We start from the raw sequence: 22,673 nt of genomic DNA, 5'->3' as shown, positions 1-22,673 counted from the left end.
TTACTTCAACAGCGGCGGCCAAGAGTGCTCGACGCCGAGCGCTTCCTTCGCCGCCTGGAACGACTCGTTGCCGTAGGCGTCGAGGTCCTTCTGTCCCATCTCTTCCATCTTGCGCAGCGTCTCGTCGTAGACGGCGCGCGCCTCGGCTTCGGAGCCGGCCATAATGATGCGCGGCAGCTCCTTGCCCCAGAACAGCGAGAGGCGGTTGCCCAACTCGATCATCTTGTTGCGGTCCGGATGGTCCGGGTTCGGCTTGCCGCCGACGGCGCTCGTGTCGTAGCTGTATTGGACGAGCGGCTTCTTGATTTCGGCGTTGTACACGTCGAACGGCGCTTCCGGCTTCGGGAACAAGTCCTTCACCGAATACCAATCCATCTGCAGGTCGAAGCCCATGCCCCACTTCTTCTGCGAGCCGTCGTTCTTCGCGACCGTCGTCGTGTACTCCTCCGTCCACGTTATCGTGCCGTCCGCGTTATAGTTATACGTCACGCCTTCCCACCCGAAGTGCGCCATATGCTGCCCTTCCTTGCTGTTCAGGAAGGCGAGCAGCTTCGCGATGCGCTCATGCGCCTTGGACTCCTTGCCGACCATCGTCACGAGCCAGCCGAAGCCGCGAATGTCCGTCAGCACCGGATCGCCGCCTTGGTAGTTGCGCAGCGCGAACCCTTCGAATTTCGCGTTGTTGTCCGCTTCCCACAGCGTGCGGAACTGCTGCGTGAAATCCTGCGGCGCGGTCAAGTTCGCGAAGACGCGTCCGCTGGCGACCTTTTCGTTAATCTGATCCCGCTTATCCGTGAAGTTATCCTGCGAGATGAGACCGCGGCGGTACGCTTCGTTCAGGAATTTCAGGACGTCCCAATATTCCGGCTGGAACGTGCGGTTCAGCAGCTTCCCGCTCGCGTCCTCGTACGGCACCGCGAAATATTCGGTCAACCAGTTCACCGACTGGTTGCCGTTCTGCGTGAATTCGTACAGCTGCAGCGGAATGAGCGGCTTGCCGTCATACGTCTTCACCTCGTTCTTCACGCGCTCGAGCGCATCGAGGAATTTGTCGGCCGTCGAGATGTCCGGACGTCCGAGCTGCTCGTAAATGTCCGATCGAAGCGTGAAGCCGCTGTTCGGCTCGAGCTGCTCGCCCGGCTTCATCGCGTGGCGCGAATACGCGAAGTTCGGCAGCACGTACGTCTTGCCGTCCGCTTCCTGATACCAGCCGAAGATATCCTCGTAAGGCTTGAAATCCGGCGTATACTTCTCGATCAGCTCGTTCATCGAGACGAGGTAGCCGCCCTGCGCCAGCTTCGTCTTGTAATCGAGCCACGACTCGACCGTCACGAGGTCCGGCACGGAACCCGTCGCGATCATCGCGGAAATTTGGTCCGCGCCGTCGCCAGCCGGCGTAATAAAGTTAATGTTGAGGCCGAAGTTGTCCTTAATGTATTGGGAGAACATGTCGTTGCCCCAATCGCCCTGATATTTCCACCAGGACAGATTCACGTACCAGTCGATATCGATGACGTCGTCGTAGCCCGTCTTCGTCTCTTCGGCGGGCGATTCCCCCGCCGGCTGCTCGTTCGAGGGCTTCTCCCCGGCGGGCGCCGGGTTCGGCGTCTCCTCCTCCGAAGCTCCGCCGCCCGTGCAGGCGGCGAGAATCATCGAGAACGACAATAGGATCGTTAGTAGGAGATAAAGCGGTTTCCGGTTTTTCAATGAAAATACCTCCCTTTTCGCTGCTGTCCCTGTTTCGCGTCTTGCCTCTTCGTTCGGCTAGGCCTATAACCGTGCCCTCATTGTAAAACCGTCCCGCGTCCCGAAACCACTTCGATCTTTTTACTCCCGCCGCTGTCTTTCGTTTACCTGTTCGCGGTACTCCTGCGGCGTCAGCCTCGTCGCCCTCTTGAAGAACCGGTAGAAATAATGGTCGGACAAGAAGCCGACCGCCTTGGAGATGTCCTGAATCCGGTAGTTCGGCTGCGCGAGCAGCGCCTTCGCCCTCGCCAGCTTCAGCTCCATGACCGTCTCGGACAGCCCCTTGCCCGCCTTTTGCTTATAGAGCCGGGACAAGTACGAAGGATTGTGCCCGAGCGCGAGCGCCATCGTCTTGAGCGACAGATCGCCGCCGAGGTTGGCGTTCAAGTATGCATGGATGCTAGTGATGATCCGATTCTCTTCGCTCTCCTCCGCCTGCACGTGACGGCCCAGAATATAGTCCGCGAGCGCGCGGGCATGCGCCCGCTGCGTCTCCCACGCCTCGGGGCGTCCAGTCTCGTATCCGCGCTTGATCTCCGCGATCGAGCCGTCCACTTCGTCCGCGGGCAGCTTGTCGAGGTAGCCGCACAGCACAGACAGGACGGCGCCGGCGATCTGCTGCCGCACGATGTCGTTGCCCGACCGCGCCGCCTTGTCGCCCGCCTCGAGCAGCGACTCGAGGATGCGCCCGAACTCCTCGCGGTTGTTATGCTCGAGGCTGTACGACAGCAGCTCGTATTGCTTGAACGCTTCATGCTGCAGCGAATACGCGCTGCCGGTGCCGGCCGCGTCCGCTTCCTCCCGCTGCATGAACAGCATCTGGCGCCGCACCGACGACTGAATCGACGCGAACAGCCGGTCCGCCTCCCCGCCGAGCGTCTCCCACGGCTTCGGGTGCTTCCCGATCGCGAACGAGAGCGGCAGATGCAGCAGGTCGCTGCAGGACGATTGGATGCACTCGAACGTGCCGTAGACGAACTGCGACGCCATCTGCTTCGACGCGTCGTCGAGGAATCGCTCCATCCACGGCTCCGCCTTCGTCTGAATGAGCCAGACGAGCTTCGAGCGTTCGTACACGAACGACGCGTGCACCGTGGAGAGCGACAAATATTCGTTGGCGATGTTTTGCACCGCGTACAGCAGCAGCGAACGGTCGTAATGCGAGTGCTCCGCCGGCCACTCGTCGACCTTGCCGACGACGACGCCGACCGGGCGGTTCGGCGCGAGCGGGATGTGCAGCTCGTCGAACTGCTTCTCGAGCGAGCGCAGGATATGCTTGTCGCCGAGCAGCAGCCCCTCGAAAAACTCCCGCTGCAGCCCCGTCAGCGCTTGCTTCAGCTGCGACTTCGCCTCGATCAGCACCTTCTCCGTCTCCCGCTCCGACTCGAGGCGATGGATCGCCTCCTTCACGGCGTCGATGATGACCTGGTCGTCCTCGGTCTTCAAGATGTAATTGACGGAACCGGCGCGAAGCGCCTCCTGCGCATAGTTGAAATCGTCGTAACCCGACAGGAAGACGACCTTGCACCGCGGCCACCGGGAGACGATGATCTTCTGCAGCTCGAACCCGTTCATGCCCGGCATGCGAATGTCGGTAATGACGATGTCCATCCGCGTCGTCATGAGCTGATGCAGCGCCTCCGCCGCGGAATACGCCCCCGCGACCTCCAGATCGAGCTGCTTCTCCTGCTGGAACAGCTCCACCAGCCCGTTCACGACGTATTCCTCATTGTCCACGATCAATAGTCGGTACATCTCGTTCCCCTCCCGTCGATTCCTGCTGACCTGGCTGCCCTGGCTGGCCTCGATCCTCCGCCGGCACTCGAAGCGTGACGTGCAGCCCTCCCAAGGCGCTGCGCCCGACGACGAGCCCGTACGCCGAGCCGAACTTCAGCTGCAGCCGGCGATGCACGTTCACGATTCCGGTCGTCTCGATGCTCTTCTTCGGCTCCTCCAGCACCGCCGTCAGCGTCCGGATCGTCTCGTCCGGGAGGCTCGCGCCGTTGTCCTCGACATGAATCGCGAGCGCGCCGTCCGAGATCTCGGACCAGACGCGAAGCACGCCGGTTTCGAGATGATCTTCGAGCCCGTACTCGAACGCGTTCTCCACGATCGGCTGCAGAATGAGCCTCGGCACCCGCGCCGACGCGGCTTCCGCCGGGATCGGCTCGACCCGCGCGTCCAGCTTGCTGCCGAAGCGCAGCCGCTGGATGCCGATGTACGCGTCGACGTGGGCGAGCTCGTCTCCGATCGCATTTTCGTCGTCCTTGTTTCTTGTAATGAACCGGAAGTATTGGCCCAAGTATTTCGTCAGCTTCTTCGCGTTGTCGACGTCCTCGAGCTGCACGATCCGGTTGAGCAGGAAGAAGATGTTATACAGGAAATGCGGATTGATCTGCGCCTGCAGCTGCTTCAGCTCCGCTCGGTTGAACCGCAGCTCCTGCTCGTAGACGTCCTGGATCAGCTGCTGCAGCCGCGCCGACATCTTGTTGAACTGCTGGTACAAGTAATGGAATTCATCCTTGCGGCCGTATTGCAGCGAGATATTGAAGTCGCCCTTCTCGAGCCGGCGGAACGCCGCGGTCAGCCGAACCATCGGCCGGTGCACCAGGAGGAAGATCCAAGAGGAAAAGGCGACGACCACCACGAACGACGTCCCGGCTAATATCCAATACAGCTGCTCGTACCACCGGGTCGGGCCGAGGAAGCTGTTTTCCGGCACGTACACGATGAGAGAGGCGTCCAGCAGCTCCGACGTCTCGCTCGCATAGATGTAGGAGACGCCGTCCAACGTGAAGCGGCCGATGCCCGAGCCGGTCTCGGCGCCGACGCTCAGGTCGAGCCGCTGCGTCAGCGGCTGGCCGAGCGACAACGCGCTGCGCGGCAGCGAGCCGAGCGCCCACGTCCCTTGACGGGAGACGATCATCGCTTCCCCGTCGTTGTAACGGACGATCTCTCGGAGCGAATCCTCCATGTTCCGGCGCGACAAGATCACCTCGAGCCACAACGTGGCGGGCAAATCGCCGAGATTCGACGTCGGGTACCGTTCGCCGAGAATGAGGACGTCCTCGTTCAGCGGATAGATGTGCTTGCCAGAGCGGTAGAGCGCTTCCAACGCGTCGAGCTCCGCCTGCGGCATGACGCGATCGATGCGGCTGTTGTGGATCGTCATGCCGATTTCGGGGATGTGCAGCTTAAGCTCTTGGACGAACAAGCTGGAATCGTGCAGCTGCTGCAACCGCCGCTCGATGTTCTGCATCGCCTCCACGTACTCGCTGTCGGAGTAGAACATGTGGAACATCATGAGCCGCTGCACTTCGCTGTCGAGGATATATTGCTGCTTCATCCGGATGACCCGCTCCATCTCGAGCTCGAACGAGCTCAGGTAGAAGTGGGCGTTGGACTTCAGCGAATTCGTAATTTCCTTGTAGATCGCCGTTTCGCCGGAACGGTTGATCAAGGCGCTGACGACGAGGATCGGGATGATGGCGAGCAGGAACGCAACGACGAGCTTTTGGAAAATGTTAAACCCCTTCGTCGGCACGCGGTAGAACGGCAGTCTTCTCATGGTTTTCGGATTCGCTCCTTCTGCGCCGGTACGTGCATATGGATATGTTTATTCTTCGGTTCGCCCTGAATCCCTCTCCCCTTTGTTTACCTGCCCGACTGTCTTTTGTTTACTTCTCCTCCGCGCGGGCGGTAAAAATATCGAAGTAGACCGGCTCGCCTCCGCCCGGCTACGATGTGTGAAACCCTAACGAAACGAGGCGATTCGATGATGATGAACCGGAAACGAAGGAAGTCCTTGCTGCTCGTTTTGATGCTGTCGCTGCTGCTCGCCCTGGCCCCGCTCCCGTCCGCCTTCTCCGCGGCGCTGTGGGACGCGGGATCGCTGACGGAGGTGTACAACCCCGCCGGACAGACGTACGCGTACGCTCCCGCCGTCCTTCGCGAAGGCGACGCGGAGCATCTGTTTTCTTGCCATAACGCGGAGGACGGCGTGTTTAAGGATCACATTTTCTATACGAAAATCGTCGGCGGCGCCGTAGTCGAGTCCCGCTCCGTCCTGCAGGCGGGCCCGTCCGGCGCGTGGGACAGCTTCCACGTCTGCGATCCGGCCGTCGTCGCGGGCAAGTTCAAATACGGCGAAGACGGGCATGTCTACAACTACGCCATGTTCTATCTGGGCAACGACGTGGACGCGAGCGCGCATAACCAGATCGGCGTCGCGTTCGCCGATACGCTCGACGGTACGTGGGTGAAGTACCCGGAGCCGATCGTGACGCATCCGAACGACGGGTTCTGGGGCGCCGGGCAGCCGTCGGTCACGAGCATCGACGGGCAAGGCTGGCTCATGTTGTTCTTTACGCGCGGCGACGCTTCGGCCACCGCCGGCTATCGCGTCGAGCTGCGCCTCGGCGACATGGCGAACCCGGTCGTCGGGACGCCGCTGCGGCTGACGAACGCCGGGCTCGTCCGAACCGACGGCGCCCCCGACTTCCTGAACAACTTCGACGTCGCGTACGACCCGAGTCGCGACCGGTTTTACGCCGTGCGGGAGATGCATCCATATCCTTCGGGCGACCCGTCGTACATCGCGGGCGCGCAGCAGATCGTCAGCATCTCCGGAGGCGCCGTCTGGGGCGGCGGCGGCGAATGGAAGGTCGAGGGCACGTTGAACGCGGCGGTCACCGGCTTCGCGCGCAACCACAACGCCGCGCTGCTGCGGACGCCGTTCGGCACGCTGCCGCAGCCGGACCGGCTCGACGTCTACTTCACCGACAGCTCAGCGTCGCCGGACTTGTCCGGCCGCGCGGAGTTCACGTACGACGTCTGGCGCATCTCCGCGGCGCTCAACAACGACGACCCGGTCGTCGAGACGCCGCTCCCGGACTTCGAGAGCAAGTACTTCGCGTTGACGAAGCTGGTGGAAAACCTGAACACCAACGCGCTCGAGCTCCACGGCGCGGCGACGCCGAAGCTCGCCGACCGGGACGTCTGGGTCGGGTACCGCATCTACGACCATGAAGGCTACCTTGTCGTCGCCGGGACGGCCTACCGCGACCGGGTCGCGGCCGACGGCAGCTTCTCCATCCCGGTCGAAAAGCCGGCCCTCGCGGGCGACAAGGCCGCACGGCTCGAGGTGTACCTGCTGTCGCGTAAGGGCATCCCGATCGATAGCGCAATCCGCAAGGTGGAATTTTAAGTCGGTTCGCGAAGGACCGCCCCGGTCGGGGCGGTCCTTCTTTACACGTTAGCCAGCCCGACGATTTAGATGGAAATTCTCCCACTAATCGGAGGCCGGGTTGCCGGTCCTCGCAGTTAGCGGGAAAACCTCCGTCTAATGTACCGCCATTCCTCGATTTCCCGCTCCCTGCGTCGAATTAGCTCCATGTTTTCCGTCTAATCCCCCGAAAACGGGGGTCAGCAGCGAAATTAGCGGGAGGATTTCCCTCTAGTTCGGAAACCGCTCCCCCGAACGAGCACAGCTTTCTGCCGAGCAACGGGCCATGATGCATACTTGGTATTACCGAGCATCACCTTCTGCCGCACACGACGCTAGATCCCAAATAAGTCTTCCGCGTGCTCCGATACGGCCGACCAAGGATAAAGGTGTGCGGCGGTGGCGCCAGATCTCCGGTAAGTCTTTCGCGCTCCCTTCTCCTCGTCTTCCCTTCGCTCAGCTGCGGCCGGCTATGGACAAGGTGTGCGGCGGTGGCGCCAGGTCTCCGGTAAGTCTTTCGCGCTCCCTTCTCCTCGTCTTCCCTTCGCTCAGCTGCGGCCGGCTATGGACAAGGTGTGCGGCGGTGGCGCCAGGTCTCCGGTAAGTCTTTCGCGCTCCCCTCTCCTCGTCTTCCCTTCGCTCAGCTGCGGCCGGCTATGGACAAGGTGTGCGGCGGTGGCGCCAGGTCTCCGGTAAGTCTTTCGCGCTCCCTTCTCCTTATCTTCCCTTCGCTCAGCTGCGGCCGGCTGATCCAAGGGAAATCGAGGACAAGCGGCGGAAAGAGAGAACGGGTGGCGGCGGTGCGAGCATTCTACGGTACTGTTAGCTGACTCAAGGGAAATCGAGGACAAGCGGCGGAAAGAGAGAACGGGCGGCGGCGGTGTGTGCACTCTACGGTACTGTCAGCTGATCCAAGGGAAATCGAGGACAAGCAGCACAAAAAGAAAACGGGCGGCGACGGTGTGAGCACTCTACGGTACTGTTAGCTGATCCAAGGGAAATCGAGGACAAGCGGCGGAAAGAGAGAACGGGCGGCGGCGGTGCGAGCATTCTACGGTACTGTTAGCTGATCCAAGGGAAATCGAGGACAAGCGGCACAAAAAGAAAACGGGCGGCGGCGGTGCGAGCATTCTACGGTACTGTTAGCTGACTCAAGGGAAAACGAGGACAAGCGGCACAAAGAGAGAGTCTGGTTCGGCGGGGAGGAAACTCTGACACGACTTGTCAGAAATTTCGCCATTTTCTCAAATTTCAGTATTGTGCGATCGCAAAACGAGTGATAGAATCGTGACTATATTTTACCGTTACATTTTCTTACATTGTAAGCGCTTCAATTTTCCGTACTTTCGTGTTTTCCCGGCAGGAGAGCGTACGGGTGGGACGTCCTTTTCGCCGGAAGCCATATTTCCTCAATTCTTCTATATATATGTACATAGACAACATGCCGAGACTCGCATCCACCCACCGAAACCAGTGAAGAAAGGTTGGCATCGATGAAGGATCACAGGCTACCCCCAAAACAGGGGCTCTACGACCCTCGCAACGAGCATGACGCGTGCGGTATCGGTTTCGTAGCGAACATCAAGGGCGCTCCCTCCCACGAGATCGTCCGGCAGGCGCTAAGCGTGCTCTGCAACCTCGACCATCGAGGCGGCCAAGGCAGCGAAACGAACACGGGGGACGGAGCCGGCATCTTGCTCCAAATCCCTCACCGTTATTTTGTGAAAGCGTGTCTCGGCCTCGGCTTCGAGCTCCCCTCTCCCGGAACGTACGGCGTCGGCATGACGTTCCTGCCGAAGGACGCCGCGACGCGCGCGGAATGCGAGCGCCTCGTCGAAGACATCGTTCGCGAAGAAGGCCAGATCGTCCTCGGCTGGCGCACCGTGCCGGTCGATAACGGAACGCTCGGCGACCGCGCGAAGGCGGCGGAGCCCGTCGTCCGGCAGCTGTTCGTCGCATGCTCCAGCTCCGGTCCCGGCGGCGGCGACGACCTCGCGTTCGAACGGAAGCTGTTCGTCATCCGCAAGCGCGCCGAACGGGCGTTGGAGACGGTCGCAGCGCAAGAACCCCGCTATTTCTCGAGCTTCTCGAGCCGCACCATCGTGTACAAGGGCATGCTGACGCCCGAACAGGTAGACGCCTATTACCTTGAACTGCAAGATCCTTCCTGCGAGAGCGCGCTGGCGCTCGTCCACTCGCGATTCAGCACGAATACGTTCCCGAGCTGGGAACGGGCCCACCCGTACCGCTACTTAATCCACAACGGCGAAATCAACACGCTTCGAGGCAATATCAACTGGATGCGCGCGCGCGAATCGCTGCTCGCGTCCGAACTGTTCGGCGACGATATCCGCAAGATTCTCCCGATCGTCGATACGGACGGCTCCGATTCGCAAATTTTCGATAACGTGCTCGAGTTTCTCATGCTCTCCGGACGGTCGCTGCCGCATGCGGCGATGATGATGATTCCGGAGCCCTGGTCGAAGCATGAATCGATGAGCCCGGAAAAGAAAGCCTTCTACGAATACCATAGCTGCTTGATGGAACCGTGGGACGGCCCCGCCGCGATCGCGTTCACCGACGGACGGATGATCGGCGCCGTGCTCGACCGCAACGGCCTCCGCCCCTCCCGCTACTACGTCACCACGGACGATCTGATCGTGCTCGCGTCGGAGGTCGGCGTCCTGCCGCTGCCGCCCGAGCGGATCGCCGCGAAGTCGCGGCTTCAGCCGGGACGCATGCTGCTCGTGGACACGACGGAAGGCCGCATCGTCTCGGACGAGGAGATCAAGGCGCGCATCGTAAACGAGAAGCCGTACCAGGCTTGGCTCGATTTGCACTTGATCAGCCTGGAGGATTTGCCGGAGACGCCTACGGAGGCGGCGCGGGAATCCGCGGCGGGGGTCGCGACGCTCGAACCGCCGGGGGCGGCGGTCGCCGAGCTGCGCCGGCGCCAGCAGGCGTTCGGCTACAGCTTCGAGACGCTGCGCAAGTTTCTGGAGCCGATGGCGACGCACGGCATCGACCCGATCGGCTCGATGGGCTACGACGCGCCGCTCGCCGTCCTGTCGGAGCGGCCGCAGCTGCTCTACCACTATTTCAAGCAGCTGTTCGCGCAGGTGACGAACCCGCCGATCGACGCGAACTTCGAGGAGATCATTACGGCGCAGGGCACGACGCTCGGACCGGAGCGCAATCTGATCGCGCCGGAGCCGGAGAGCTGCCGACACATTCGTCTGAAGACGCCGTTCCTGACGAACGTCGAGTTGGCGAAGCTGCGCTACATCCGGCGCGAAGGGTTCCGCTCGTCCACCGTGCCGATCCTGTTTCCCGCCGCGAGCGGCGCCGAGGGGCTCGAGCGCGCGATGGAGACGCTGTTCGCGGCCGTCGACCGAGAGATCGCCGCGGGCGCCAATCTCATTCTGCTGTCCGACCGCGGCGTGAGCGCGGACCTTGCGCCGATCCCCGCGCTGCTCGCCGTGGCGGGGACGCATCATCACCTCATCCGCCGAGGGACGCGCACGCGCGTCAGTCTCGTGTTGGAGTCGGGAGAGCCGCGGGAGGTGCATCATTTCGCGGTGCTGCTCGGCTTCGGCGCGGAGGCGATCAATCCGTACCTCGCGTTCGAGACGCTAGGCGGCATGATCGAGGAAGGGCAATTGAAGGGCGTCGACCGGGCGAAAGCCGAATACAACTACGTGAAAGCCGCCACCAAGGGCGTCGTGAAGGTGCTCGCCAAGATGGGCATCTCGACGATCCAAAGCTATCGGGGCGCGCAAATTTTCGAAGCGATCGGCCTGAACGCGGCATTCGTGGAAAAGTATTTCACGTGGACGACGTCCCGCATCGAAGGCATCGGCATCGAGGAAGTCGCGAAGGAGACGCTGCTGCGGCATGATCGAGCGTTCTCGAAGCGGCACGGAGGCGATGCCACCCTCGACCCCGGCGGCGACCTGCAATGGCGCAAGGACGGCGAAGAGCATCTGTACAGCCCGGAGACGATCCACGCTCTCCAATCCGCCGTGCGCACCGGCAACTACCAGACGTATAAGCAATTCGCGAAATGGATCGCGCGCGACAGCGAGAAGCAGTTCCACCTTCGCGGCCTGCTGCAATTCAGGAGCGGTCGGCAGCCGGTGCCGATCGAGGAGGTCGAGCCGGCGGAGGCGATTTTCAAGCGGTTCAAGACGGGCGCCATGTCGTACGGCTCCATCAGTCAGGAGGCGCACGAGACGCTCGCGATCGCGATGAACCGCATCGGCGGCAAGAGCAACACCGGCGAAGGCGGCGAGCATCCGAACCGGTTCTTGCCCGACGCGAACGGCGATCTTCGCCGCAGCGCGATCAAGCAGGTCGCCTCGGGCCGTTTCGGCGTCACAAGCAATTACCTGGTGAACGCCGACGAGATTCAGATCAAGATGGCGCAGGGCGCGAAGCCCGGCGAGGGCGGGCAGCTGCCGGGCAGCAAGGTGTACCCGTGGGTCGCAGAGGTGCGCGGCGTGACGCCGGGCGTCGGCCTCATCTCCCCGCCGCCGCACCATGACATCTATTCGATCGAGGATCTCGCCGAGCTCATTCACGACCTGAAGAACGCCAACCCGCGGGCGCGCATCAGCGTGAAGCTCGTCTCCGAGGTCGGCGTCGGCACGATCGCCGCCGGCGTCGCCAAGGGCAAAGCCGACGTCGTGCTGATCAGCGGCTACGAAGGCGGCACGGGCGCCTCGCCGCAGACGAGTATCCGGCACGCCGGCCTGCCGTGGGAGCTCGGTCTCGCGGAGACGCACCAGACGCTCGTGCTGAACGACCTGCGCAGCCGCATCACGGTCGAGACGGACGGCAAGCTGATGACCGGCCGCGACGTCGTCGTCGCCGCCCTGCTCGGCGCCGAAGAATTCGGCTTCGCCACGACGCCGCTCATCGCGCTCGGGTGCGTCATGATGCGCGTGTGCCATCTCGACACGTGCCCGGTCGGCGTCGCGACGCAAAATCCGGAGCTTCGCGCCAAATTCGCCGGCGACCCGGAGCACGTCGTCAACCTGATGAAGTTCATCGCGGAGGATACGCGAGAATTGATGGCCTCGCTCGGCTTCCGTACGATCGAAGAGATGGTCGGCCGTACCGACGTGCTTGAGCCGAAGCAGGCGATCGCGCACTGGAAGGCGCGCGGCGTTGACCTGACGCCTCTTCTCCACCGGCCCGACGTGCCGGACACCGTGGGGCGCTTCTGCTCCGTCAAGCAGGACCACGGGCTGGATCGCTCCATCGACGTCGTCAAGCTGCTCGAAATTTGCGAGCCTGCGCTCGAACGCAAGGAGAACGTCCACGCGGTGCTGCCGATCCGCAACACGAACCGCGTCGTCGGCACGATTCTCGGCAGCGAAGTGACGCGGCGGTACGGCGCCGAGGGGCTGCCGCACGACACGATCCGCATCCATTTCGACGGCTCCGCGGGTCAGAGCTTCGGCGCCTTCGTGCCGAGGGGCGTGACGCTGTCGCTCGAGGGCGACGCGAACGATTATGTCGGCAAGGGACTGTCCGGCGGCAAGATCGTCGTGTTTCCTCCGGAAAAGGCGGCGTTCGTTCCCGAAGATAACATCATCATCGGCAACGTAGCTTTCTATGGCGCGACGAGCGGCGAAGCGTACATCCGCGGCATCGCCGGCGAACGGTTCGCCGTGCGCAACAGCGGCGTGCAGGCCGTCGTCGAGGGCGTCGGCGATCACGGCTGCGAATATATGACCGGCGGACGCGTCGTCGTGCTCGGCCCCACGGGCCGCAACTTCGCGGCGGGTATGTCGGGCGGCATCGCTTACGTGTACGACCCGCAAGGCGCGCTCCGGAGCCGCGTCAACGCGGAGATGGTGCTGTTCGAGAAGATCGAAGAGCACTACGAAGTGAACGAAGTGAAGACGATGATCCGCAATCACGTGAAGTTCACCGACAGCGACGTCGGCCGGCGCATCCTAGATCGCTGGGAGGAAGCCGTGCTCGACTTCGTGAAGATCATCCCGAAGGACTACAAGCGGATGTTCGAGGCGATCGAACGAGGCAAGAAGGCGGGTCTCGCGAACGACAAGGCGATCCTTGCGGCGTTCGAAGAAAATATGCGCGACGTCTCCCGCGTCGGCGGCAACTAATCCAGGGGAGGAGGAACGAGATTCATGGGCAAACCGACAGGATTTATGGAATACCGCCGCGAAACGGCGACGGAGGAAGCGCCGCTCCTTCGCATCTCTCACTTTCGCGAGTTCGCCGCGCCGATGCAGGAGGAGAAGCTCCGCGATCAAGGGGCGCGATGCATGGATTGCGGCATCCCGTTCTGCCACACCGGCAAGCTGATCGCCGGCATGGCCGCGGGCTGTCCGGTCAACAACCTGATCCCGGAATGGAACGATCTCGTCTACCGGGGCCGATGGCGCGAGGCGCTGGACCGGCTCCACCGGACGAACAACTTCCCGGAATTCACGGGCCGCGTCTGTCCCGCTCCGTGCGAAGGTTCATGCACGGTCGGATTGAACGATGCGCCGGTCGCCATTAAGTCGATCGAGAAGGCGATCGTCGAACGCGGCTTCGCCGAAGGCTGGATTACCCCGCAGCCGCCGGAGACGCGCACCGGCAAGAAGGTCGCCGTCGTCGGCTCCGGCCCGTCCGGCCTCGCCTGCGCCGCGCAGCTGAACAAAGCCGGTCATACGGTAACCGTATACGAGCGCGCCGATCGCCCCGGCGGCCTGCTCATGTACGGCATCCCGAACATGAAGCTGGATAAGAAATACGTCCAGCGCCGGATCGACCTGATGAAGGCGGAAGGAATTACGTTCGTAACGGGCTGCGAGATCGGCAAGGACGTGCCCGCGTCGCGGCTGCGCGAGGAGTACGACGCGATCGTCCTGTGCGGCGGCGCGACGAAGGCGCGCGATCTCGGCATCGAGGGGCGCGAACTGAAGGGCGTCCATCTCGCGATGGAGTTTTTGCACAAAAATACGAAGAGCCTGCTCGATTCGGAGCACGCCGACGGCGCCTTCCTGTCCGCCGAGGGCAAGCACGTCATCGTCATCGGCGGCGGCGACACCGGCACCGACTGCGTCGGCACGTCGATGCGCCACGGCGCGAAGAGCGTCACGCAATTCGAGATTATGCCGAGGCCGCCCGAGAAGCGCGCCGCGAACAATCCGTGGCCGGAATGGCCGAAGGTGTACAAGATGGACTACGGGCAGGAGGAAGCCGCCGCCGCGTTCGGCGACGACCCGCGCCGGTACCTGATCAACACCAAGAAGTTCGTCGGCGACGAGAACGGCCATGTGAAGGAGCTTCACACCGTGCAGATCGAGTGGAAAAAGGACGACGCCGGCCGCTTCGTTCCCGTCGAGGTACCGGGCAGCGAGAAGGTGTACCCGGCCGATCTCGTGCTGCTCGCGATGGGCTTCCTCGGCCCGGAGCCGACCGTGCTCGAGCAGCTCGGCGTCGAGCGCGACGAGCGTTCGAACGCCAAGGCGGCGTACGGCGCGTACGCGACGAACGTCGAAGGCGTGTTCGCCGCCGGCGACATGCGCCGCGGCCAGAGCCTCGTCGTCTGGGCGATCAACGAAGGCCGCGAGGCCGCGCGCGAGTGCGACCGTTGGCTGATGGGCTCTACGCAGCTGCCGTAAAGCCAGCCAGCGATAGGCGCAAACCGAAAAAAAGCTGCTCCGCGCCATCGGCGTCCGGAGCAGCTTTTTCTATACTATAACCGTACTTCGCGTCCCGTCTCGGCCGACTCGTAAATCGCGGACAAAATCTTGATCATGTCGACCCCGTGCTCCGGACGAATGATCGGCTCCGCGCGCCCCATCAAGCAATCGACGAAATGCTTGATATGCTCCGCATGCGGCTGCACGTGCTCGGCGCCCTTGATGACCGGCACCGTGTCCGTCAGCTGGCCGGCCGCTTCCGAGAAAATCTGCAGCCTGCCGTTCTTCAGGCTCGCGCCCGACTTCGTGCCGCGCAGCTCGACGAAGTTCATCTCTTCCCCGACGTTCGACGCCCAGCTGAATTCGATCTGCAGCGACGCGCCGTTCTCGAATCGGATGAAGCCGATCGCGAGATCCTCGACGTCGAACGTGCCGTCGTCCTTCTTCTCGCCGAACGAGCTGTGCACGGAATCGGAAATGTCGTCGTTCGCGAACTTCGTATACGTCGCCCCGGTAACCGCCACCGGCTTCGGGTTGTTCATCAGCCACATCGCGACGTCGATGAAGTGCACGCCGAGGTCGATCAGCGGACCGCCGCCCGACAGCTCCTTCGTCGTAAACCAGCCGCCCTTGCCCGGAATGCCCCTGCGTCGCACCCAGCCGCAGCGTCCCGTGTAGATTTCGCCCATCAGCCCCTCGTCGATGAACCGCTTCAAGAACTGCGACGACGGATTGAACCGATTGTTCCGCATGACCATGAGCAGCTTGCCGCTCGCCGCGGCCGCGTCGGCCATCTTCTGCGCTTCTTCGGGGTTGACGGCGTCCGGCTTTTCGCAGAACACATGCTTCCCGGCCTGCAGCGCGGCGATCGCGATTTCGGAGTGGAACAAATTCGGCGTGCAAATATCGATCATATCGATATCGTCCCGCTTCAGCAGCTCCCGATAATCCGCGTAAGCCGCTTCGACGCCCATGCTTGCCGCGACCTGCCGCGCCCGCTCCAGATTGATGTCGCATACCGCGACGACTTCGACTTCCGGATGCTCCATCCATGCTTTCTGATGTACCGCTTTAAAGATGCCTCCCGCGCCTACGACGCCCAACCGCAACTTGCCGCTCATGTGATCGATCCCTCTTTCGTTTGACTTATTTTCGCGAAGAACGCCTGGGTTACGCCTTGCGTTCTTCCTGTCCCCGCTAGACCCAAGTATAAATAAGAGCGCTTGCCGAAGAGAATGTCCGATTCGCCGATTGTTGACCGATCTTGCAATTGTTATGATGAAAGGAGATGTTGGAGCAAAGGAGGCCGCCGCTATGGACGTCGTCGGCGCGCGTACGATCGCGCTCGGCTACTCGCGGCATGCGAAGCCGTTCTACAGCCAGGGAATCCAAAAACAACCCCATCTGCTGCTTCGGCTGCAGGTGACGGGGACGTGTTCGGCCGTATTATGCGGCACGAAGCATTCGATCGAGCCCGGGGACCTGATCGTCTCGAAGCCGGGCGACTCGTATCGGCTCGAGATCGACGCGGGTCCGGACGAGAACGGGGAGAAGCGCATCGACAGCGCGGATTTCTACTTGGTCTGCGACGGACCTTGGATCGACGCATGGCTGGCGCGAACCGACTTCCCCTCCAAGTCGCGCATCGAAGCGAGCGAAGAAATCTTGTCGCTCTGGCGGCGGCTCGTCTACGAGAAGCGCAATTTGCGCGACGATAACGAGGAGCTGACGGAAGCGCTGCTGAAGGCGTTGTGCCTTACGCTGGAGCGCGCCGTCCGGAACCGGCGGATCGGCGCTTCGGGCGATGCCGCTTACGTACCTTACCAGATCAAGCGGTACCTCGAACGGCATGCCACGGAGCCGCTGACGCTCGCTTCGATCGCGAAGCGCCACGGCGTGAGCGTCTCGACCGCGTCTCATTTGTTCAAGCGTACCTTCGGACAGTCGATTATGAAGTACGCGCTGGAGGTACGGCTCGCCGCCGCCTCCGAACGCATTCTGTTGAGCGATCTCCCGCTCGAGGCGATCGCGGAAGCGTCGGGCTTCCGCAGCTACCCGTATTTCTGCCGGGCGTTCCGCGCCCGTTTCCACGTTCCGCCGAGCGCGTACCGGGCGTTGTCGCTCGCGCGAACGGGATCCGACCGGCTCTAAAACCGCCCCGACTTAAATATGGCGAACAGCAGCCACGCCAGCATCGCCATCGCGATGCCGAAGCCGATAATGATCGCGGGCACATTAAGAAGCAGTCCCGGCTGCCGGCTGAGCGACGATCCGACGATCAGTCCGGCCATCACGATGCTGATCGCCAGCATGACGACGCTGAACGAAAGACGATTGCTGATGCGGTCGAGCTTACGCAGGAAGACGTCCAGTTCCGGTACGCTGATTTCGAGCCGCGCCTGCCCGTTCTTCACCACGTTCATCAGCTCGTTCGCCTGCTTCGGCAGCTTCGCGAGCAGGTCGCCGTATTCGGACGCATCCCGCCACGCGGCGGCGGCGAGCCGCTTCGGACGGAGGCGCTCCCGCAGCAGCCGCAGCCCGAACGGCTCGGCGAGGCTGACGATGCTGATGTCGGGATCGAGCGCGACGACGACGCCCTCCACCGTAAGCAGCGCCTTGCCGAGCAGCAGGAAATCCGTCGGAATCCGGATATTGTGCCGGCGGGCCGTATCAAGCAGATCGTTCACCGCTTCCCCGAGGCTCATCTCGCTGAACGGGACGCCGTAATATTTGGTCCGCAAATCCTCGACGTCCCGGCGCAGCTCGTCCATCGGGACGTCGTCCGAGACCAGCCCCATGCGGAGCACCGCCTTGAGAATGCCCTCGGTGCTCTGTCGCATCAGCGCGATGATCAGATCCGAGAAGCTTTCCTTCATGCTCTCCGTCATCCGTCCGACCATGCCGAAGTCGATGAACGCGATCGAGCCGTCAGGCATGGCGAGCAGATTGCCCGGATGCGGGTCCGCGTGGAAGAAGCCTTCGACGAACATCTGGCGAAACAGCGCGTTCAAGATGCGCTCCGCCGTCCCCTTCCGATTCACCCCTTCCCGAACGAGCCGATCCCTCTCGCTTACCTTGACGCCCTCCAAATATTCCATAACGAGCACGCGCTTGGACGTCTGCTTCCAGTGAATGACCGGCACGCGCACTTTCGGATCTCCCTTGAACTGCCTTGCGATCTGATCCGTATTCCGGCCTTCGATCTGATAATCGAGCTCCTGCAGCAGCGCGCGGCTGAGCTCGGCGATCATGCCCTGCAGCTGGTACCGTCTCGCCCATTCGAACCGAGCTTCCGCGATCGCCGCGAGGTTGCGCAAGATTTCCAAGTCGGTGCGTATCGCCGGGGCGATGCCGGGACGCTGGATTTTCACGGCGACCCGTTCCCCCGTACGAAGCGTGCCGATGTGCACTTGGCCGATCGACGCCGCGGCGATCGGATGCGGGTCGAACGAAGCGAAGAGGTCCGCGATTCGGCCGCCCAGCTCCGAAGCGACGATCTCCTCGACGACCGCGTACGGGAAAGGCTCGACTTGATCCTGCAGCTTCGACAGCTCCGCCACGATATCCCCCGGCAGCATATCCGACCGCGTGCTGGCGATCTGCCCGAGCTTCACGAACGTCGGACCCAGCTCTTGAATGACATACCGCAGCCGCTCGCCGACCGACTTGCGTTCGACCTCCCGGACCCCGCGAAACAGCCGGGCCGGAAGCGACAGCGCGTGGAACAGCTCCGTTCCTTCCACGATGAAGCCGAAGCCGTGGCGAATGAGCGCCGCCGCGATTTCCCGGTACCGGTTCATATGGCGAATTTGCCTGCCGATCAACATGCCGCCACCCTCTCGTTCCGACGCTTATCTTGCCCGTACGCCCTATGGCGCAGGCGGTGCCGGCGGCGCGGCCGTCTCCGTCGCGTCAGGCGTCGCCTCCGGCGGAAGCTTCGCTTCCATCGTGGACAACCGGCGTTCCAGCCGCTCCACATCCTCCTTCGTCGCCACCCGCAGCTCCGCGAGCATGCTGTGCAGCTGATCCTTCACGACCCGCTTCAGCTCGGCTTGCTGCTCCTCGCCCCGCTGGACGAGACGCGCGACGAGCTCCTTCGATTCCGATGGACCGACGTCGCCCGTTCGGACGAGGTCGTCCACGTATTTTTCGATTCGTTCCTTGCTCGTCACCGTAATGCCGACGCCTAGGGAAATCGCTCTCTTTAACAGATCGTTCATCATGCGGAACCCGTCCTTTCGTCCGTATTTTTTCTTAGACTGCCCCCTTTTCCCGAAATCATGTCTTCCTCCGCCGTTGGCGAATGCTTCCTACGTTTCCTCCAACTCTCTCTTACGAGACTGCAACCTTTTTGTTACTGTAGGGATGTAGCCGAAACTTCTATACGAAAATGATAGATCAGAAGTATTGCGAGGAAGCTGCCAATGAATCGCGAATCGGGATTCGCGATTTTCGATCTTATAGATCAATGTCTTGCATGCAACGCTCCAGCTCTCGCCGGCACACTTCAACCCTAAGGAGGAAGTACCCATGAAAATGAAGAAAGCGCTTACTATTGTCGCTGCCGCAGCCATCGCTCTAGGTGCTCTTCCCTTGTTGCCGAGCGAGGCGGATGCGTCCCCGGCCGTAGCGAAATCCGTAATCAACAATGGCCTCGATTATCTTGGAACCCCTTACGAATTCGGCTCGAGCCGCAGCAACACGCGGACGTTCGATTGCTCGGACTTCACGCGGCAAGCGTTCCGAGAAGGGGCGCGGATTACCTTGCCTAGCGACTCTAGAGGGCAAGCGGAATTCGTGAAGAAAGTCGGAGAGACGACGAAGCGCTGGCAAAATCTCAAGAAGGGCGACTTAATGTTCTTCATGTCGTACCGCGGCTCGGACGCGGACGATTACCGAGATCTTGACAAAGACGACAAGCGGATCACGCACGTCGGCATCTACATGGGAGACGGCAAAGTGTTGCACACGTTCTCGGAGGACGAGGGCGTAACGGTCAGCAAGATCGACGGTACGCATTGGGAGCACCGTTTCCTCTTCGGCGGAAGCGCGATCCGATAGAAGGCACGTCGAAACCTCGACTCTACTTGGAGTCGAGGTTTTTTTGGAAGCGCGTGCATTTCGGATTTGATCTTAGCGGCGCGGTACCGTACGATGGAAATACATAATGAAACATCCTTGCCGGAAGGGAGTCGAACCCGACATGACGCTCGCCAGACCTCCTTGTTAATCCGCCGTCGTTCACCGCAGGCCGCGTCCGCCGCCGTCGTACCCGTTCGTTAGCTTACCGCGACACGAAGGTTACGAAGGGAGCATACGCAACCGCATGAACGCAATGAACAACGTATGGAAGCTGTACGGGGCGCGCTTCTTTCAGAGCCTGATCCCCGCTTACGTCATCGAGCGGCTGTTCTGGGAACAACGCGGCATGACGATCGAGCATGTCGTTTACACCGAAATTTTGTACGCCGTCACGATCGTTCTGTTGGAGGTGCCTACCGGGATTCTGGCGGACCGGTTCGGACGGAAGAAGCTGATCGTGTCCGCAGCCGCGCTCGGATGCGCGGAATTTTTGATTTTGCTGTATGCGCAGACGTTCTGGCACTTCGCGGCGGTGGTCGTCTTGGCCGGCATCGCCTCCGCCGCGAGCAGCGGCTCGGAGAACGCGCTGTTGTACGATTCGTTGCGCCGCCACGGCCGGGAACAGCTCTTCGAGCAGAAGCTCGGGCGGCTGAACGGCATCGACTTCGGCGCGGCCATTCTCGCCGCGCTGAGCGGCGGATGGCTCGCCGGCCGATTCGACCTCGAGCTCAATTATTGGTTGTCCTTGATCGGAGCCGTCGCCGGCCTCGGCTTCGCGCTGACGCTCGTCGAGCCGCCCGTCTCGGCGGAGGAGAAGGACGAAGCGATCCCGATTCGCCGGTACGTCGCGGAAGCATGGCGCTTCTTCCGAAGCCGCGGCGACGTGCGGCTCGTACTCGTCGCCGCGATGGTCGTCGGCGCCTCGTTCGACTATGTCGACGAGTTCTGGCAGCTATACCTCGACCGATTCGAGGTGCCGCTCGCGTGGTTCGGCCCGTTCTCGGCGGCGCTGCTAGCGCTTCAGCTGCCGGGCAGCCTGCTCGCCGACTCGCTGCGGCGCCGCATCCCTACCCGCGCGCTGCTCGCCGCCATCGTAGCGGCGTTCGCCCTCGGCCTCGGCTTCGTCGCGGCCGCTCCCGGACTCGCCGGCGCGGCGGCGCTGCTGGCCGTCTGCTTCGCCTCCGGCGTCGTCAACCCGCTCGCGACCGGCTATCTGCATCATCGGATCGACGGAACGATGCGGGCGACGATCGACTCGTTCCAATCGTTGGCCGGGAACGGGGTCGCGACGGCCGTCGGCCTCGGCTTCGGCTGGTGCTCCGCCCGTTGGGACGTCTTCGGCGGGTACGGCTTCATCGCCGTCCTCTGCGCCGCGTTCCTGCTTTACTTCGTGCCGGCTTCCAGGCGCATTCAAGAAAGCGTACGTTTCGCCGCTAAATAGAAGGGGCGGGCAGGGACTCGATCCCTGCCCGCCTTTTTTGCCGGTTTCCTCGATGACGACCTCGTCGATCACCTGAAACCCCAGCTTCTCCGTAAAGAAATCCCGCGACTGATCCTGGTTGTTTACATAGTTTCGAAATAGAATGCTCCGCCCGCGGACAGCTTCTCGAACGCGTCGTGCGTCTCGCCTTCCTTCCCTTCGCGTGGAATCGTCATTCGTCTTCGCGCGTCGCATCCATGCCTTGCAGCACACGCAAGTATCTCTCCAGATGATCGAGCCGCTGGTTCGTCACGTGACGGAACGTCTTCAGCCACGCGTCCAGCGCCTGGAACGGTTCGAGCCGCAGGCTGTACATCCTCCGGTTGGCGACCGCTCGCGCCTCGACGATGCCGGCATCGGCAAGAACCCGGAGATGCTTCGATACTTGCGGCTGCCGCAGCCCCAGTCGATCCGCGATCTCCCCCACGGAGAGGGGACCGCTACCCAACAGTTCGACAATGTGCAATCGATTCGGCTCGGCAAGAGCGCTCCATGTGTTGTTCATGACCATAATATATCCCTCTCGGAATATTCTTGTCAAGGAATATTTAGGATCGCGGCGTACATGATTAAGGAGGGCGATTATCGCTCGTTCGACCCCAATATCGCCAGCGGTCGTTCCGCGTTCATGCTTGTCTGCCCTGATCCGTCATGGTATATATGTTCTTGTTTAGACCTACCTTCTAGGGTGACGCTCTCCTTGGTAAGGAGTCCATATCGGTTGCGCTGGAGGCTTCGAGTAGTGAATGTGAATGTGATTTGGAAAAGGACATCCCCCGATCAATCCCTAACCGTCTACGAGACGACGGAATTATACGGCGAGCGGGGAAGGTTTCGGGTGTTGGCGTTCTCGGAGGCGGCCGTGCAAGGGGCGATCGATCTGTCCGATCCCGATCGATTCGTGCTGGAGTATCCGCGGGCGATGCTGCACGTGATGGAGTGTACGGATCCGACGTTCGAGGACGTCTTCCTGATCGGTCACGGCGTCGGGACAATGCCCGGCCGCTTGCAGGGCAAGCGGCTTCGCATCGCGGAGCTGGACGCGGACGTGGCCGAGCTGAGCGCGTCGCACTTCGGATATCGCGGCGTACCGCCGGTCATCGGCGACGGGCGGCTCCTCTTGGAGCGCGAGGCGCCGCAGTCGCTCGACTTCGTCGTCGTGGACGCCTTCACCGAAGACGGCGTGCCGGATCGGCTCGTCGACGCGGACTTCTTCCGGCTCGCGCGGGAGAAGCTCGACGACCGCGGCGCGGCGTTGTTCAACGTGACCGTGCGCGGGGAACGGGACCTCCGAACGTCGTCCGTATTCGCGGCGCTCCGCGCCGAATTCGCCTACGCGAAAGCGTTCGTGCTCCCGTCCGCGAACGCGGCGGACCAACGCAACGCGATTCTCGTCGGCGGCTCGTCGCCGATTCGGTATCAGGCGCGGCGGATGGCCGGCTTCGTCGAGGTCGACCGTCTCTAACGTGCAAGC

14 protein-coding genes and 1 pseudogene are annotated in these 22,673 nt (G+C 62.2%); 7 read left to right on the top strand and 8 right to left on the bottom strand.

Annotated features, from left to right (window positions below; all coding sequences use genetic code 11):
- The 3 genes from FE782_RS17835 to FE782_RS17825 all read right to left on the bottom strand — a co-directional run bounded on the left by FE782_RS17835 (nucleotide 1) and on the right by FE782_RS17825 (nucleotide 5,314).
- Entirely contained in the window at nucleotides 1-1,707 is a 1,707-nt protein-coding gene (locus FE782_RS17835; RefSeq protein WP_138195593.1) for an extracellular solute-binding protein, read from the bottom strand.
- Between the two features lie 120 nt (nucleotides 1,708-1,827).
- The gene (locus tag FE782_RS17830; protein WP_138195592.1) at nucleotides 1,828-3,501 is read right to left on the bottom strand and encodes a response regulator; all 1,674 of its coding nucleotides are present in this window, start codon (nucleotides 3,499-3,501) and stop codon (nucleotides 1,828-1,830) included.
- On the bottom strand, nucleotides 3,473-5,314 hold the full coding sequence (locus FE782_RS17825; protein ID WP_138195591.1) for a sensor histidine kinase: 1,842 nt from the start codon (nucleotides 5,312-5,314) through the stop codon (nucleotides 3,473-3,475). Before FE782_RS17825 ends, FE782_RS17830 begins: the two co-directional genes overlap by 29 nt.
- 207 nt (nucleotides 5,315-5,521) lie before the next feature.
- Between FE782_RS17825 and FE782_RS17820 the strand changes: the two genes are divergently transcribed.
- From FE782_RS17820 to FE782_RS17810, 3 genes are all read left to right on the top strand, one after another.
- The gene (locus FE782_RS17820) at nucleotides 5,522-6,952 is read left to right on the top strand and encodes a glycoside hydrolase family protein (protein WP_158299440.1); all 1,431 of its coding nucleotides are present in this window, start codon (nucleotides 5,522-5,524) and stop codon (nucleotides 6,950-6,952) included.
- A gap of 1,511 nt (nucleotides 6,953-8,463) precedes the next feature.
- Nucleotides 8,464-13,107 carry a glutamate synthase large subunit gene (gene gltB / locus FE782_RS17815; protein WP_138195589.1) on the top strand — a complete coding sequence of 1,548 codons (4,644 nt, stop codon included), beginning with the start codon at nucleotides 8,464-8,466 and terminating at the stop codon, nucleotides 13,105-13,107.
- Nucleotides 13,108-13,131: 24 nt separating this feature from the next.
- The gene (locus tag FE782_RS17810) at nucleotides 13,132-14,616 is read left to right on the top strand and encodes a glutamate synthase subunit beta (protein ID WP_138195588.1); all 1,485 of its coding nucleotides are present in this window, start codon (nucleotides 13,132-13,134) and stop codon (nucleotides 14,614-14,616) included.
- 74 nt (nucleotides 14,617-14,690) lie between these two features.
- On the opposite strand, the gene FE782_RS17805 is transcribed toward FE782_RS17810, so the two are convergent.
- Entirely contained in the window at nucleotides 14,691-15,758 is a 1,068-nt protein-coding gene (locus FE782_RS17805; protein ID WP_138195587.1) for a Gfo/Idh/MocA family protein, read from the bottom strand.
- A 193-nt stretch (nucleotides 15,759-15,951) separates the two neighbouring features.
- On the opposite strand from FE782_RS17805, the gene FE782_RS17800 reads away from it, so the two are divergent.
- Nucleotides 15,952-16,788: a helix-turn-helix domain-containing protein gene (locus tag FE782_RS17800; RefSeq protein WP_158299439.1), complete on the top strand. Its 837-nt coding sequence runs from the start codon at nucleotides 15,952-15,954 to the stop codon at nucleotides 16,786-16,788.
- On the opposite strand, the gene FE782_RS17795 is transcribed toward FE782_RS17800, so the two are convergent.
- Nucleotides 16,785-18,464: an ABC1 kinase family protein gene (locus FE782_RS17795; RefSeq protein WP_238392543.1), complete on the bottom strand. Its 1,680-nt coding sequence runs from the start codon at nucleotides 18,462-18,464 to the stop codon at nucleotides 16,785-16,787. The two genes, FE782_RS17800 and FE782_RS17795, sit on opposite strands and share 4 nt — an antisense overlap.
- A gap of 42 nt (nucleotides 18,465-18,506) precedes the next feature.
- On the bottom strand, nucleotides 18,507-18,860 hold the full coding sequence (locus tag FE782_RS17790; RefSeq protein WP_202914552.1) for a phasin-related domain-containing protein: 354 nt from the start codon (nucleotides 18,858-18,860) through the stop codon (nucleotides 18,507-18,509).
- Between the two features lie 307 nt (nucleotides 18,861-19,167).
- On the opposite strand from FE782_RS17790, the gene FE782_RS17785 reads away from it, so the two are divergent.
- The gene (locus tag FE782_RS17785; RefSeq protein ID WP_138195585.1) at nucleotides 19,168-19,698 is read left to right on the top strand and encodes a C40 family peptidase; all 531 of its coding nucleotides are present in this window, start codon (nucleotides 19,168-19,170) and stop codon (nucleotides 19,696-19,698) included.
- A gap of 265 nt (nucleotides 19,699-19,963) precedes the next feature.
- A complete protein-coding gene (locus FE782_RS17780) occupies nucleotides 19,964-21,160 on the top strand; it encodes an MFS transporter (protein ID WP_138195584.1) in 1,197 nt (398 codons plus the stop codon).
- Here the strand turns inward: FE782_RS17780 and FE782_RS33330 are convergent.
- Together FE782_RS33330 and FE782_RS17775 are read right to left on the bottom strand one after the other, a co-directional pair.
- Nucleotides 21,152-21,232, bottom strand: a pseudogene (locus FE782_RS33330) (hypothetical protein); the annotation flags it as partial. The gene FE782_RS17780 and the pseudogene FE782_RS33330 overlap by 9 nt on opposite strands.
- Before the next feature lie 139 nt (nucleotides 21,233-21,371).
- Entirely contained in the window at nucleotides 21,372-21,704 is a 333-nt protein-coding gene (locus FE782_RS17775; protein ID WP_138195583.1) for an ArsR/SmtB family transcription factor, read from the bottom strand.
- A gap of 237 nt (nucleotides 21,705-21,941) precedes the next feature.
- Here FE782_RS17775 and FE782_RS17770 point away from each other — a divergent pair, with 237 nt between their 5' ends.
- Nucleotides 21,942-22,664, top strand: a complete 723-nt coding sequence (locus FE782_RS17770; RefSeq protein WP_238392542.1) for a spermidine synthase — start codon at nucleotides 21,942-21,944, stop codon at nucleotides 22,662-22,664.
- Nucleotides 22,665-22,673 lie beyond the last annotated feature (9 nt).

This window comes from Paenibacillus antri (assembly GCF_005765165.1).
GTDB classification, from domain to species: domain Bacteria; phylum Bacillota; class Bacilli; order Paenibacillales; family YIM-B00363; genus Paenibacillus_AE; species Paenibacillus_AE antri.
Note: the sequence above shows the minus strand (reverse complement) of the source record. Positions and strands in the feature narration are given on the sequence as shown.